This window comes from Paenibacillus sp. S33 (assembly GCF_053615415.1).
The window spans coordinates 4,190,431-4,205,638 of record NZ_JBSIEZ010000001.1 but is presented as its reverse complement, the minus strand read 5'-3'; the positions used below and the strand labels follow the sequence as shown (position 1 = coordinate 4,205,638).

The following is a 15,208-nucleotide window of genomic DNA, read 5'->3' as shown; positions in this document are numbered from 1 at the left end:
AGGATTGTAAAATCCGGAACCTGAGAATCACTGGAGGTGCGAAAGCGATGGGACCCACCAAGACAAAAGGTCGTCGTTTTCCTTTGCTGCCTTTAAGAGGACTTCTGGTCTACCCGAGCATGGTTCTGCATCTCGATGTGGGCCGGGAAAAATCGGTCAAGGCTTTGGAAAAAGCGATGGTTGAAGACAATTTGATTCTCCTGTGTTCTCAATCAGAAGTAAATATTGAAGAACCCACACAAGAGGACATCTTTCGAGTCGGCACGGTAGCCAAGGTACGCCAGATGCTCAAGCTTCCTAATGGAACTATTCGAGTATTGGTGGAAGGGCTGGAACGCGCCGAGATTATTCAATATACGGACAATGAAGAATATTACGAGGTAATGGCGAAGGAGCTGCACGAGGCAGAAAACGTACAGCCTGAGACGGATGCGCTTATGCGCACTGTATTAACTCAGTTCGAGCATTATATCAACTTGTCCAAAAAGGTAACACCGGAGACTCTCGCTGCGGTATCCGATATTGAGGAGCCGGGACGGCTTGCAGACGTGATCACAAGCCATCTAACGCTCAAAATTAAGGAAAAGCAGGATATACTGGAGACGGTCGACGTTACTCAGCGTCTGGAGAAGCTTCTGGATATTTTGAACAATGAGCGTGAAGTACTGGAGCTGGAACGTAAAATCAACCAGCGTGTGAAGAAGCAAATGGAGAAGACGCAGAAGGAGTATTATCTGCGTGAACAAATGAAGGCGATTCAAAAGGAACTTGGCGAGAAGGAAGGCCGCGCAGGAGAAGTTGAAGAACTGCGCAACCAGCTAAGTGAACTGGAGCTACCTGTTCCGGTGAAGGAGAAGGTCGAAAAGGAAATCGATCGTCTGGAAAAAATGCCGGCAAGCTCTGCCGAGGGTGGCGTCATCCGTAATTATGTTGATTGGTTGTTAAGCTTGCCGTGGAACAAGTTTACCGATGATGACCTGGATATCGTCAAAGCGGAAGAGGTACTCAATAACGACCACTACGGACTCGATAAACCCAAGGAACGTGTATTGGAGTATTTGGCTGTGCGCAAGCTGGTGAAGACCATTAAGGGACCGATTCTGTGTCTCGTAGGCCCGCCAGGGGTCGGCAAGACCTCGTTGGCCCGTTCGATTGCCAAATCCATGGGTCGGGAATTTGTTCGCATTTCTCTGGGAGGTGTGCGGGATGAAGCGGAAATCCGTGGTCACCGCCGGACTTATGTTGGCGCGATGCCGGGGCGGATCATTCAAGGGATGAAGACCGCAGGAACGTCTAATCCGGTATTTTTGCTGGATGAGATTGATAAAATGGCTTCCGATTTTCGGGGGGATCCATCGGCAGCATTGCTCGAAGTGCTTGATCCTGAACAAAACAATACGTTCAGTGACCATTTTGTCGAGCTGCCGTTTGATCTGTCCAATGTGATGTTTGTAACGACAGCCAATGCTGCACACAACATCCCGCGTCCGCTAATGGACCGTATGGAGACACTCTATATTCCAGGCTACACCGAATTGGAGAAGCTGGAAATCGCCAACCGGTACCTATTGCCCAAGCAGAAGAGAGAGCATGGCTTGAACGAGGAACAGTTGGTCATCGGGGAGGATACGCTCCTGCGTGTCATTCGTGAATATACCCGTGAATCCGGTGTGCGGAATCTAGAACAGCAAATGGCTTCTCTGTGCCGCAAGGCAGCGAAGTCCGTTGTATCTGGTGGCGAAGGGCCGATTCAAATCACACCGGATAATCTGAAGGATTATCTGGGTATCGCTAAATTCCGTTACGGTGTTGCAGAACTGGAGGATCAGATCGGTACGGTTACAGGCTTGGCATGGACAGAGGTCGGTGGTGAAACACTGATGATTGAAGTGACGGTCGTACCTGGTAGTGGTAAACTGATTCTTACGGGTAAATTGGGAGACGTTATGAAGGAATCTGCCCAGGCGGCATTCAGCTACACTCGTTCCAAAGCAGTTGATCTGGGCATTGAACTGGACTTTTATGAGAAAAATGATATCCACATTCATATTCCTGAGGGTGCGATTCCGAAGGATGGTCCATCTGCGGGAATTACTATTGCTACCGCATTAATTTCAGCTTTGACCAACCGTCATGTATCCAAGGATGTAGCTATGACGGGCGAAATTACTTTGCGCGGCCGAGTATTGCCGATTGGTGGTTTGAAAGAGAAGTCGCTGGCTGCCCATCGGGCAGGCTACAAAAAAATTCTGCTTCCCAAAGATAATGAACGGGATTTGAAGGATATTCCCGACAGTATCCGGCAGGATGTTGAATTTGTCCCCGTTGCCCATATGGATCAGGTGCTAAAGCATGCTTTGGTTGAGCAGGCAAGGGTACATTAGAGAGGAATTAAGAACACAATGAAAGTAACAAAAGCAGAATTTATAATAAGTGCGGTTGGCCCCGATCAGTTTCCTGTGGACGCTTTGCCAGAGATTGCTCTGGCGGGGCGCTCCAATGTAGGAAAGTCTTCACTGATTAATCGGTTGATTAACCGTAAAAATTTGGCGCGTACCAGTTCTACGCCAGGTAAAACCCAGCAACTCAATTATTACCGGATTAATGATGATCTTTATTTTGTCGATTTTCCCGGTTACGGTTATGCCAAAGTATCCAAAACGTCCCGCAAGGCTTGGGGGCAGATGATTGAGTCTTATTTGCTGGAGCGTGAGCCACTTAAGCTGGTGCTTCAAATGGTAGATTTGCGCCATCCGCCGTCCAAGGACGATATCATGATGCACGATTGGCTGCGCCATCACGGGCTTCCAGTCTGCGTTGTAGGCACTAAGGCAGATAAAATCCCTAAAACGCGGCGAGAAAAGCATTATAAGGTAATCAAGCAGGAACTCGGAATACTTCCCGGGGGATTGTTTATCCCCTTTTCATCCGAAGAAGGTATGGGCAAGGAAGAGCTGTGGTCTGTCATCTCCAGCTATATAGAGAATGACGACGAAGAGCAGACGGAATTGTAAGGTTAGGGACGTCCTTGAGGGCGTCCTTTTTTCATGATTCGGGCTTCACAAAATATTAAACTCACTAAAATGGTGGGAATAATATATAATAACTAAAGGAACTCGTGGAATTTAAGTAGAAGAGTGAGGATATGGGGTATAATGCAGTCTCAACCCTATCATTTTCCGTTTATTTCCGATGTATGGCGGAAATTTATGATTTGATGTGCAAGAAAAGCGTTGTAGGTCTGATGTATAATAAAGCATAAAGCTTAAACTTATAGGTTCAGGAAAGAATTGAGGAGATTGGTATGGCTCAGCGGTTAGCCACAGAGTATGTTAAAACCACTTTGACCTTGTCGGAAACTCAAATGGACGAATTTTTGCGGGCAGTGGATGATCCCCAGGTGCATAACTATATTAAAGTTCTAGATAACGGAAGACAGGAAATCGTTCTGGAGCATAGTGCGGGTGAGGAAGTTCATTTGTTTTTTGAAGCCCAAGAGGGAGCGTTTGTGTGTGAATTGACTTGCCGCTTAATTCATCCGCAACTAACCCTGTTTATACGCAAACTTTTTGTTCGTTTTAAGGGCGAAGGCATCGTTTACCGAATGTATCAAGGATTCACTATGGTGTATTTTTATAATGAAGGTACGGTTCGTAAAATTATGGAGAAGAATGCCGTAGGCTCCAGGGTGGTATTTGAATATAAAAATACGGTTCAGGAACTGCAACAGCTTTTTCAGCATCAGAACGTCGAAAATGAAATATCAGACGTATATCATCTCATTAATTCGTTGCTTGACCAGCGAAATTTGGCGCGTACTTTCTCGGAGTTGGAACAGATTGACCACAAGCTTCGAATGAGTTGCTCGAAATTATTTGCACTGGAAGCTTAATAAGGCATGAATACATGGAATGAATCGTTATGCAGTGTAGTCCCTTTCTTTACCGAAAGGGGCTTTTTTATTCAAAAAAATGATTGCATTTGCTTCACATAGATGTTATTTTTAATCTCGTTGAAAATGAATATAGGAACCAGGATTCACTCAGGACATTGAATGTTGCGAGAGGTTATTCCCTCGGGAAGTGAATGACGTAGGTCCTAGCGGATGAAATTTTTTCAAACATTTTATTCCTAGGAAGGGGGAACCGAAAGATGGAATTGGAGTACTCAACTTTCGGAAGACACGTTGCCGTAGATACTTGGGGTGTTGAGTTTGAATTACTGAATGATGCGCAGTTTTTGGAGGCTCAATTAGTTGAAGCAGCTGAAGCTTGCGGAGCTACGGTGATGTCCGTTCAATCCAAGCAATTCGAACCACAGGGAGCTACCGTGCTTGTACTGTTGTCGGAGAGTCATCTCTCTATTCATACGTATCCTGAGAGAGGATTTGCCGCTATTGATTGTTATACTTGCGGTGAGACTGTCGATCCGCAGCTAGCTATTGATTACCTGGTATCCGTTCTAAAACCGAAAAAAACATATGCGAAGAAGCTGATTCGCGGCTTGGGAGAACTTCAGGTGGAATCACCGGAGTGCAAGCTGGCCGAGTTGGTGTAAATCGTTCTTTTATGGAGCCATTTGTGCGTCCTATATTATAACCATGGAACATTTCCATGGTTATTTGTTTTAAAAGTGGTTTACACTAAATCAAATCCTACAGAACGTGCTAGATATTCATGAACGCCATCCAATTTTCATAAACAATTCATAAAACAGCCGGAGGACATTCGGACTTCTGTGATATAATTAACATAGTTTATGATAACAGTGGTTATTCTTATTACAGTTTAGGCAGGTGAATTTGCAATGCACATCGTCGTTGTTGGGTTGAATTATCGTACGGCGCCTGTGGAAGTCAGAGAGCGTTTTACATTTGCAGAAGAAGATTTGCCAAAAGCGCTGGAACAACTCAAACTTACCAAAAGTGTGTTGGAGGGCGTAGTTGTCGCAACCTGCAATCGGACTGAAATATATGTTGTGGTGGACCGCCTTCACATGTGCGGTTATTTTATACGCAGTTTTATGGAGCAATGGTTTGGCATTCCGCGTGATCAATTTACACAACATTTATATATATATGAGGACGAGCAGGCGATTCGGCATTTGTTCCGTGTGACTTGTGGCCTTGATTCTATGGTAATCGGAGAAACACAAATTTTGGGACAGGTAAAGAACGCTTTTCTTCAGGCTCAATCCCAGAAAATTACGGCAACGTGGTTTAATATGTTGTTTAAGCAGGCCGTCACATTGGGCAAGCGTGCCCATTCGGAGACGTCTATTGGAGAAAGTGCCGTATCTGTCAGCTATGCAGCAGTTGAGCTGGGCAAACGGATTTTCGGGATGTTTACCGATAAAAAGGTACTGATTCTCGGTGCTGGTAAAATGAGCGAGCTTACTGTTAAGCATTTGTACAGCGGTGGAGCAGCTGAAGTTATTGTAGCAAACCGAACCCTGTCCCGTGCGGAAGACCTTGCCTCCAAGTTCCATGGGACGCCGGTTACGATGGAGGAAGGCATGAATCGGTTGGCGGATGTGGATATTGTCATTAGTTCGACAGGTGCCCAGGGTTATATTTTGGATCGGACTCGGGTTGAAGCAAGTATGAAACGTCGACAGTCCCGTCCTTTGTTTATGATTGATATTGCGGTTCCGCGTGATCTCGACCCGGCTATTGGTGAATTACAGAATGTTTTCCTGTACGATATTGATGATCTGGAAGGGATCGTGGAGAGCAATTTGGAAATGCGCCGTACCGAAGCTACAAAAATCGAGCATATGATCGAAGATGAGCTTAGCGAGTTTTATCAATGGTTGAAAACGATGGGAGTGCGTCCGGTGATTCGTGCATTACAGGAAAAAGCGGAGTCTGTACATCAGGATACGTTGGAAAGCTTGTTCAATAAGCTTCCCGAGCTGGATGAACGGCAACGCAAAGTGATTAGTCGCTTGACGAAAAGTATGCTGAATCAGATGATGCATGATCCGATCAATCGGGTAAAAGAACTGGCTGTCCAAAAGCAGGGAAATGAGGCCCTAGACATGTTTAGCCACATTTTTGCTCTGGAGGATCGTTTGGATGACGCCGCTCAGAAAGTAGATAAAAGCGATGCATCTGCGTTAATGAAACCGGAAGCCGGTGTTCATGAAAAAACCGTTCAGGCTCAGGCTTTGCCAGCGTCGTTTGCGCCGGCCAGCCTGTAAAGGTGGGTGAACAGAAGTGGCTTCAGGCATGCTTATATATGATTCAATGATTTATGTTTTTGCCCTGAGCCTTCTGTTTGTATTCTCGGATGGGATTCGTCGCAATGCGAATGCTAAACGGACAGGTACAGGGCTTCTTGTTGTTGTTCTGGTGCTCCAGCTTGCTTATATGGGGATAAGAACCTGGAATGAAGGGCATCTTCCTATTTTCGTGACCTACGATTTTCTATTTCTGTTCTCAGTTATTTTGGTACTGATTTCTTTGATTCTGACACGTTATCAGCGATCCGAATTTGCGGTATTGTTGCTTAATATTATTAGTTTTGCAGTGCTAGTGCTCAACAATATATGGATGGAGCCTCTCGACAACCCGCTTGGAAATTGGCATACCGTGCATGGACTGCTCCTGATTCATATTGCGCTGGCTAATCTTGGTTTTGTAGCGATGACGGTAGCAGCTGTATTTTCGGGCTTATATCTGTTTTTGCATCGTAAATTGAAAGTAAAGAAATGGAATGACACGATCAGACGCCTGCCAAGTCTGGAAATGATGGACCGGTATACGCATATGGCGCTGTTGATTGGTACTCCTTTGTTGGGAGTCTCTATTGTAGTTGCCGTTATTTCTATTATTGCCGAGGAACGCTGGCGTCTCTTGCTAGATACCAAGGTGCTGATGACAGCGATTGCCTTGTGCGTGTATATTATATTTTTAGTGAGCAAAAGATTGAATCAGCGTTCAGGGCTAGTAATGGCAAAGTGGGCATTGGTGGGCTACACGCTATTGATTCTTAATTTTTTGCTGAATTCCTGGTCTGTATTTCATCAGTGGACGGGAGAGTGAAAAGCCTTTTGCAGCATTTTGTCCCGATTTCGTTGAATTGTAAGAATAAGATCTGTTGTGTTGTAGGTGGCGGTAGGATTGCGGAACGAAAGGTAAAGGGGATGATGGAAAGTGGGGCATTCATTACCGTCATTAGCCCGAATATAACGCCGGATTTACAGGTTCTGGCGGATCACAAGCAGCTCCACTGGGTAAATCGCGTATATCGCGAGGGTGACCTCCAGGGAGCCTTTCTTGTATATGCGGCGACGAACCAGAGAGAAGTGAATTATGAGGTTGCGCATGAGGCCAGACAAAGGGGTATACTGGTAAATGTGGCGGATCGATCGGAAGAGGGAGACTTTATAACGCCGGGTACCATTCGACGAGGAAGACTGACGATTAGTATTTCCACAGAAGGGGCTGGCCCTGCTGTGACCACTGATATTACATCAGCTTTGAATACGTTGTTTGGTAGCGAATACGAGCCATATCTGGATTTCATGCACGATATGCGACAGATCATCAAGCGTAAGATAAGTTCCCCACAGCAAAGAACCAAACTACTGAGGCGCTTGGCGAGTAGCGGAATTTTGGATCAAATACGGCGTCATGAATTCATGGCTTGGACCGAAAAAGAAATAGACCTATGGATTGCGCAAAATCAGGAGGAATAACATGCGAACAATTGTGGTAGGCAGCAGACAGAGTGCGCTGGCGTTAACTCAGACCGGGCATGTCATTGAAGATTTGAACGCGCTGTGCGCGAAGCATGGAATGGATTTGCAATTTGTCGTGAAGAAAATCCTGACCAAGGGTGATCGAATATTGGATGTAACCTTGTCCAAAGTGGGTGGCAAAGGGCTTTTTGTCAAAGAAATTGAACAGGCCATGCTGGCTGGTGAGATTGATATGGCAGTACATAGTATGAAGGATATGCCTTCCGAATTGCCGGAAGGGCTTGTCAACGGCGCTGTGCCGCGCCGTGAGGACCCACGTGATTGCCTGATCACATTGGGCGCCAAGAGCCTGGAGGATTTGCCTCAAGGGGCAAAGGTGGGCACGAGCAGCCTGCGCAGAGCCAGTCAAATCAAGTCCATGCGACCTGATCTACAATTGGAGCCTGTGCGTGGTAATATTGATTCCCGTCTGAAAAAGCTGGAGACGGAAGGTTTTGACGCTATCATTTTGGCGGCAGCAGGCTTGCATCGGATGGGCTGGAAAGAGCGAATTACGTCCTATATACCGGAAGAAGACTGTTTGCCGGCGGTTGGGCAGGGAGCGCTAGGTATTGAATGTCGTGCGAGCGATGAAGAGCTATTGGCCTTGCTGCGCCTTTACAACGACCGGGATACCTCGGCTACCGTTGCGGCAGAACGAACCTTTCTAGGCGTGTTAAATGGGGGGTGCCAAGTGCCGATCGGGGCTCATGCGGTCTGGGCTGGTCAAGAAATCAGCCTCACGGGCATGGTAGGCTCGCCAGATGGCGAGGTTATTTTGAAGGAAACGCTCCAGGGAAATGATCCGCAAAAGCTGGGAGAAGCGGTGGCGGCCAGTTTGATAGCCAAAGGAGCGGAACAGATTCTTGCGCAGGTGAGGGGATGATAGCATGGCAGGAAAAGTATATTTGGTAGGTGCAGGACCCGGAGACGCAAGATTAATTACGGTCAAGGGTTGGGAATGCATTCAATTGGCCGATGTCATTGTATACGACAGACTGGCAAGCCCGCGCCTCTTGGGATTGATGAAGCCAGGTGCCCAAAAAATCTATGTCGGCAAGTTGCCAGATCGTCACACCATGAAGCAAGAGGAAATTAATCAGCTGCTGGTGGATTTGGCCTTGGAAGGAAAAACAGTTGTTCGTCTTAAAGGGGGAGACCCCACTATATTTGGACGAGTCGGCGAGGAAGCCGGGCTACTGCGTAAACACGGTATTTCCTATGAAATTATACCCGGCATCACATCAGCAATCAGTGTGCCCGCCTATGCGGGCATTCCAGTCACACACCGGGATATGGCCTCATCGCTGTCTATCATTACAGGTCATGAAAGTCCCGATAAACTCGACAAAAGTATTCATTGGGATAAAGTGACGAACGCAACGGGCACACTGATCTTTATGATGGGTGTAGCCAAGATCGGCTATATCAGTGAACAGCTGATAAAACACGGCAAGCCGTCAAATACTCCTGTTGCCTTGATCCGTTGGGGGACCCGTGCCGAGCAGGATACGCTGGTGGGTACGCTGGCGGATATTGAAGCTAAGGTGAAGGCCGCGAATTTTCAACCTCCCGCCGTCATCGTTGTCGGAGAAGTGGTCAATCAACGTGAACAGTTAAAATGGGCTGAGGACATGCCTTTGTTTGGCAAACGGATTTTGGTTACTCGCGCGCGTGCGCAGGCCAGCAGTCTGGTTCGCCGGATTGAGGAGCTTGGTGGCGAGCCATATGAATTTCCAGTTATTCAGACGGTCGCCCCTTCGGACGAGCCAACCAAACAGGAAATTAAAGAGGCATTTGCGCGACTACCTGAATATGATTGGGTGTTTTTCACCAGCGTTAATGGAGTTGAATACTTTTTCACGCACTTAAAGGAACAGGGCAAGGACGTACGCATGCTGTTCAAAGCTCGTATTGCCGCAGTCGGACCAGCTACAGCAGCAGCGCTTCGGACACACGGAATTGTGGCAGAACAGATCGAAGGCCCTTTTCAGGCAGAAGGCTTGCTCGAAGGGTTTGAGCAGGATTTGCAGGCAGGGCAGAACGTATTTCTACCTCGAGGTGATCTAGCACGGCCGTGGCTGCCAGAAAAGCTGAAGGAGATGGGGCTTCATGTGACCGAGGCTGATTTGTATCAAACTGTGCTGGCAGCCAACACACAGGATGACGAGCTCCTCAAGCTGCTTGAGGAACGTGCCATTCATGCGATTACGTTTACGAGTTCCTCAACCGTCACCTTTTTTCTGGAAGCGCTCAGGCAAATGGGGATCCATGATCCGTTGTCGCTGCTGGAGGGAGTTACGATTGCTGTAATAGGTCCTTTGACCGGTGAGACAGCTACCCAAGCCGGTTTGACTGTGAGTTTTATGTCAGAGAAGGCAACCATTGAAAGTCTGATCCAATCGTTATGTGACTGGAAACGATCAAGTACTCTTATGACATTATAATTTTTTGTTTTTGCTAATGAATGTATAAAAAATGGAGGTTTGTATTCATGAGTGTTCCTTTTATTAGACATCGTCGTTTGCGCCAGTCGGCTGCAATTCGCAGTATGGTGCGTGAAACGGTATTAAATCCCGCTGATTTTATCCAACCGATCTACGTAACATTTGGCACTGGGGTGAAACAGGAAATTAGCTCTATGCCAGGTGTATACCGTTTTTCTCTGGATCGGCTCGAGGAAGAACTGAAAGAGATTAGTGAGCTTGGCATTCCCGCCGTGCTCCTGTTTGGCATACCGGAAACAAAAGACAGTGTAGGGACTTCGGCTTTTGTGGACGATGGTATTGTTCAGGAAGCTACTCGTTTGATCAAGTCTCGTTATCCCGAACTGCTGGTTGTGGCTGACACTTGTTTGTGTGAGTTTACGGACCATGGACACTGCGGTATGGTACACATGCATGAGCATGATGGTGAGGTATGCGGTGAAGTATTGAATGATGAATCTCTGGAGGTGCTGGTACGTACAGCCGTTTCTCAGGCCAGAGCTGGTGCGGATATTATCGCGCCATCTAATATGATGGACGGTTTTGTACAAGCGATTCGGCAGGGGCTGGATCTGGAAGGCTTTTCACATATTCCGATTATGTCGTATTCCGTCAAATATGCGTCTGCTTTTTATGGTCCTTTCCGGGAAGCCGCAGATTCTGCGCCGCAGTTTGGTGACCGCAAATCCTATCAGATGGACCCTGCCAATGCACGTGAAGCATTGCGAGAAGCGGAGTCTGATGTGCTGGAGGGTGCGGATATGCTGATGGTGAAGCCTTCTCTTTCTTACCTGGACGTGATGCGCACGATTAAGGATCAATTTGATCTGCCTATGGTGGCTTACAACGTTAGTGGTGAATATGCCATGGTCAAGGCAGCCGCTCTTCAAGGCTGGATTGATGAAAAAGCAATGGTGCTGGAGATTCTGACAAGCATGAAGCGTGCGGGTGCAGATATGATTATTACCTATTCGGCCAAGGATGCGGCAAGATGGTTGAAGCAATAAGTCTATTTTCAGAAGATAGGAGTGGTCAGATTGATCGACGAACAACGGAAAGTGCGCAAGGATACGAACTCCAAAGTAGCCTTTGATGAGGCAAAACAATATATTCCGGGTGGCGTTAACAGCCCGGTACGGGCTTTTAAATCTGTTGGGATTACACCTGTATATATTGACCATGGCGAAGGATCGCGTGTATATGATATTGATGGTCAATCCTATTTAGACTATGTATGTTCATGGGGACCGCTTATTATGGGCCATGCACATCCCGAAGTGGTTAAAGTTTTACAGGCTGCTGTTGTAAAAGGAACCAGCTTCGGCGCACCAACGTTGGCAGAAACCGAAATGGCCAAGCTCGTATGTGAGCGTGTTCCTTCTATGGACATTGTACGTATGGTTAACTCCGGAACTGAGGCGACTATGAGTGCGATTCGACTCGCACGCGGATTTACGAGCCGTAGTAAAATTCTTAAATTTGAGGGATCATATCACGGTCATGCGGACAGCTTGCTGATTAAAGCAGGCTCTGGTGTTGCGACATTAGGTTTGCCCGATAGTCCGGGTGTACCTGAAGTCGTAGCCACCCATACCATCACCGTCCCTTATAATGATTTGGCTTCGGTGAAGCTAGCTTTTGAGAAATTTGGCGAAGAGATTGCCGCAATTATTGTCGAGCCAGTAGCAGGCAATATGGGAGTTGTACCGCCACAGCCTGGATTTTTGGAAGGTTTGCGTGAGGTAACCCAGCAGTACGGAAGTCTGCTGATTTTTGATGAAGTGATGACTGGATTCCGGGTTGGACTTCATTCGGCTCAAGGCCGCTTTGGTGTGACGCCGGATCTTACCTGTCTGGGTAAAGTGATTGGTGGTGGACTCCCTGTAGGTGCTTACGGCGGACGTCGCGATATTCTGGAGCAGATTGCTCCATCGGGGCCAATTTATCAAGCGGGTACGCTTAGCGGAAATCCGCTGGCTATGGCAGCAGGTTATTCGACACTTAAATTGCTGACGCCAGAAGTATACGATCGTCTGGAAGAGCGGGCAGCAAGACTTCAAGCTGGATTCGAACGTAATGCGAGCGAGCTGGGTATCCCTGTCACGATCAATCGCGTGGGTTCCATGGTTTGTCCATTTTTTACAGAAGAAAAGGTTGTCAATTTTGACACAGCTAAAACGAGTAATCAGGACCACTTCCGCCGTTACTTTACTGAAATGGTGAATGAGGGAGTCAGTGTGGCACCATCTCAATTTGAGGGTATGTTTGTGTCGGGCGTGCATACGGTAGAGGATATTGATGCCACCATTGAGGCGAACTATCGCGCGCTCAAACGTCTATGAGCTGGCAAGGTGGCTGGAAAAGAAGAGGACCGTGGCTGGAAGTCACGCCAGGACGGGAAATCACAGACGGGGAAAAAAACAATGCTGATGCTGTAGATCAGTGGTTGCTGAATCGTTTGGAATTACCGGAAAAGCTGTGGCGCAGACTGCGTCATGCAAAAGAGATTGAACTTACAGGGGACCGGCTGCGGCTGGCCCTTTTTCCTGTAATGAACCTTGGAATCACCCCTCGTTGGTATGATTTGAAGGTACTGTTTGAAGATGATTTTTGCCTGGTAGTGCATAAACCGGCAGGTATGGCAGTACATCCGGACGGCGCTGTGCAGGATGGTCCGCTGACGTTGGATCATGCTGTCGCATCCTACTATGAGATGAATGGCATTCATGCGGCGGTACGGCATGTACATCGTCTGGATGTGGATACGACGGGCCCAGTGCTATATGCCAAAAATGAATTTGCGTTGCTCAAGCTGGACGAGCAAATGCGAGCTAAGGATATAGGCCGCAGGTATGTAGCTTTGGTACGAGGGAAAGTACCCCCATCGCTGCGAACGTTGGATTGGCCGATTGGCAAGGACAGGCATCATAAGCAGCGCCGTCGTGTATCTCCAACTGGGCAAAAGGCGGTTACCCATATTGAACTCGGGGAAGTATGGGGAAGCGGTCCAAGTGCAGTGAGTCTCGTATATCTGACGCTGGAGACAGGCCGGACGCACCAGATTCGCGTACATCTTAGTCATGCTGGCTACCCGTTGCTTGGGGATGTATTATACGGGGGGCGGGCTACTGATTTTGGCAGGCAGGCGCTGCACGGAGAGCGTCTTACCTTCTGTCATCCGCTGAGTGGCGAAACGATTACCGTGGAGGATGCTTGGCCGGATGATTTTCAAAAGCTACACAAACAGCTATAAAAGATGGCATGCCTTCTATTTTGGCGCATATACTTGAACCTAGAAACGGTTTGCAATATGGAGTTTCCGTGCGCCTGACCAGAAGTCAGAGGATGTGCGGAGACTGCCCAAAGGAGGATGCCATCCTTGAACAAACAACAGAATGATCAGCCGCAAGGCTTGCGTTTTGATATTTATGAACGCATTCATTTGACGGAGGAAGCTGCCGGGATTGCTGAGTTGGAGGAAATTGAGCTTCTGCCACGCATTCAGGTTGTAACCCACGGCGACCATGCCGCTTTGCGAGGGCATTTGCTGCTGGAGGGCGTGTACCGCACACCTGAACAGATCACGAGCGAGCTTCATCATTTGATCCCTGTGGAAATTACCATTCCGCTAAACCGCGTAGGGAGATTGGAAGATATCTCTGTCGAGATTGAAAATTTTGATGTGGACCTGCTTTCTTTACGTAGTCTAAACATTACAGGCGTTCTTTCTTTGCATGGCGTGGAAAGCTCGCACGCGGAGGAGACGGCGGTTTGGCTGGATGAGGAATTTACCGTAGTGCATGCACCTGAGCATCCGGTTCAATCCCTTTCCGCCGATGGAGAGCATCATCATGCAGAGGCCTATTCTACCAATGACTCGTCCTCCGATCACGTTACAGATCCTGAAACTTCCTACAGAGTGCCATCACAACAGGAGTCCGTTTCTTGGGAACAGCCGTCTGAGGACCATGAGGAACAGAAGTCATTGTCGGAACAGCAAGCTTATGAGTCGGCAGTAGATCCTAACCGATTCTATGAGCCTTGGACGGGCAAAGCAGTTGAAGACAGCTCTCCCGAGGTCAAGCATGAGCATGGGTCTCCGGAAGTGTGGGGATTTCAGCAAGAGGAAGCATGGGCAGGGGGAAATGAGCCCAAAGTATCTTCCGCATCTCCTAATATAGTATATGAACCTTTGCTGTCTGAACCGCATCCTGGCACGGAGTCCGAGGTCTATCTGGAGACACAGTTGGAAGCGAGTCAAGTAGATAACTTCGACTTCAGGCCTGAAGCGTCAGAACAGGTTAACCACGAGGCCCATGACACCTTTACTGAGGATAAGCCAGAGATGCGTGTAGCGCTCAACAGTAAAAAGGATGAAGGGGCAGACGAGCCAGACCCGGTTGTCTACTCATCATTGCTCCAATCCAGCCGTTCGGTGAAGGAAGCCGAATACCAGCAGCAGTTGGAGCAGGAGCCGCAGAATCAGGATCAGAAAGCCGAAGAAGAGCGAGAGAATGCCAAGTGGAAGAACCTTTTTTTTCATACACAAGATGAAACACCTTTTCGCAAGGTGCGGTTATGCATTGTACAGCGCGAGGATACACTGGAAACCATAGCTGACCGTTATCAGCTCAGCACACGTGAGCTTCAACTGTATAACAGATTGGCGGAGCATCATGTGGAAGAAGGACAGGTATTGTATATCCCTTGATCCGGTTGCTGAAAAATGCACGGCGGGTGTTGACTATAGTCAATGGGAAATGTATGATGTGGTATAGTTATTGAAAGACTGAGATCGGGAAGAGTAGGCAGCAAGCCCTTCAGAGAGTGGAATTGCAGCGCTGTGAGGTTCCGCAGGAAGCTACTGGCCGAAGTCACCCGGGAGTCGCCTGTTTGAACGGTTCCTCATTTAATTCCTACGGAAGATAAGAGGCTCACGGTAGAATAAGGCCGGTCCGCAACCGTTATCTGCATAAAGT

The 15,208-nt window shown here is 47.8% G+C and carries 13 protein-coding genes; all 13 read left to right on the top strand.

The features are described 5' to 3' along the window. Positions 1-47: 47 nt before the first annotated feature. The 13 genes from lon to ACWGXJ_RS19060 all read left to right on the top strand — a co-directional run bounded on the left by lon (position 48) and on the right by ACWGXJ_RS19060 (position 14,940). A complete protein-coding gene (gene lon, locus ACWGXJ_RS19120; RefSeq protein WP_061828821.1) occupies positions 48-2,384 on the top strand; it encodes an endopeptidase La in 2,337 nt (778 codons plus the stop codon). A gap of 18 nt (positions 2,385-2,402) precedes the next feature. After that, positions 2,403-3,014: a ribosome biogenesis GTP-binding protein YihA/YsxC gene (yihA, locus tag ACWGXJ_RS19115; RefSeq protein ID WP_061828820.1), complete on the top strand. Its 612-nt coding sequence runs from the start codon at positions 2,403-2,405 to the stop codon at positions 3,012-3,014. A 290-nt stretch (positions 3,015-3,304) separates the two neighbouring features. Continuing rightward, the gene (locus ACWGXJ_RS19110) at positions 3,305-3,892 is read left to right on the top strand and encodes a non-ribosomal peptide synthetase module (RefSeq protein WP_452567393.1); all 588 of its coding nucleotides are present in this window, start codon (positions 3,305-3,307) and stop codon (positions 3,890-3,892) included. A 266-nt stretch (positions 3,893-4,158) separates the two neighbouring features. Next, positions 4,159-4,557, top strand: a complete 399-nt coding sequence (gene speD, locus ACWGXJ_RS19105) for an adenosylmethionine decarboxylase (RefSeq protein WP_025365654.1) — start codon at positions 4,159-4,161, stop codon at positions 4,555-4,557. A gap of 249 nt (positions 4,558-4,806) precedes the next feature. Beyond that, positions 4,807-6,201 (top strand): glutamyl-tRNA reductase, encoded by a 1,395-nt coding sequence (gene hemA, locus ACWGXJ_RS19100; RefSeq protein ID WP_069290219.1) that lies wholly within the window; start codon positions 4,807-4,809, stop codon positions 6,199-6,201. Between the two features lie 16 nt (positions 6,202-6,217). After that, on the top strand, positions 6,218-7,045 hold the full coding sequence (gene ccsA, locus ACWGXJ_RS19095; protein WP_061828817.1) for a cytochrome c biogenesis protein CcsA: 828 nt from the start codon (positions 6,218-6,220) through the stop codon (positions 7,043-7,045). Positions 7,046-7,053: 8 nt separating this feature from the next. After that, positions 7,054-7,701: a precorrin-2 dehydrogenase/sirohydrochlorin ferrochelatase family protein gene (locus ACWGXJ_RS19090; protein WP_061828816.1), complete on the top strand. Its 648-nt coding sequence runs from the start codon at positions 7,054-7,056 to the stop codon at positions 7,699-7,701. A gap of 1 nt (position 7,702) precedes the next feature. Beyond that, positions 7,703-8,629, top strand: coding sequence for a hydroxymethylbilane synthase (gene hemC, locus ACWGXJ_RS19085; RefSeq protein ID WP_061828815.1), 927 nt, complete (start codon positions 7,703-7,705; stop codon positions 8,627-8,629). A 4-nt stretch (positions 8,630-8,633) separates the two neighbouring features. Continuing rightward, positions 8,634-10,190: a uroporphyrinogen-III C-methyltransferase gene (gene cobA / locus ACWGXJ_RS19080; protein WP_452567392.1), complete on the top strand. Its 1,557-nt coding sequence runs from the start codon at positions 8,634-8,636 to the stop codon at positions 10,188-10,190. Between the two features lie 47 nt (positions 10,191-10,237). Continuing rightward, on the top strand, positions 10,238-11,236 hold the full coding sequence (gene hemB, locus ACWGXJ_RS19075) for a porphobilinogen synthase (RefSeq protein ID WP_452567391.1): 999 nt from the start codon (positions 10,238-10,240) through the stop codon (positions 11,234-11,236). Between the two features lie 30 nt (positions 11,237-11,266). Next, complete coding sequence (gene hemL / locus ACWGXJ_RS19070) at positions 11,267-12,571, top strand: glutamate-1-semialdehyde 2,1-aminomutase (protein WP_452567390.1); 1,305 nt, start codon at positions 11,267-11,269, stop codon at positions 12,569-12,571. Beyond that, positions 12,568-13,482 carry an RluA family pseudouridine synthase gene (locus ACWGXJ_RS19065; protein WP_452567389.1) on the top strand — a complete coding sequence of 305 codons (915 nt, stop codon included), beginning with the start codon at positions 12,568-12,570 and terminating at the stop codon, positions 13,480-13,482. Before hemL ends, ACWGXJ_RS19065 begins: the two co-directional genes overlap by 4 nt. A 126-nt stretch (positions 13,483-13,608) precedes the next feature. After that, entirely contained in the window at positions 13,609-14,940 is a 1,332-nt protein-coding gene (locus ACWGXJ_RS19060) for a LysM peptidoglycan-binding domain-containing protein (RefSeq protein WP_069290217.1), read from the top strand. The last annotated feature ends 268 nt before the right edge of the window (positions 14,941-15,208 follow it).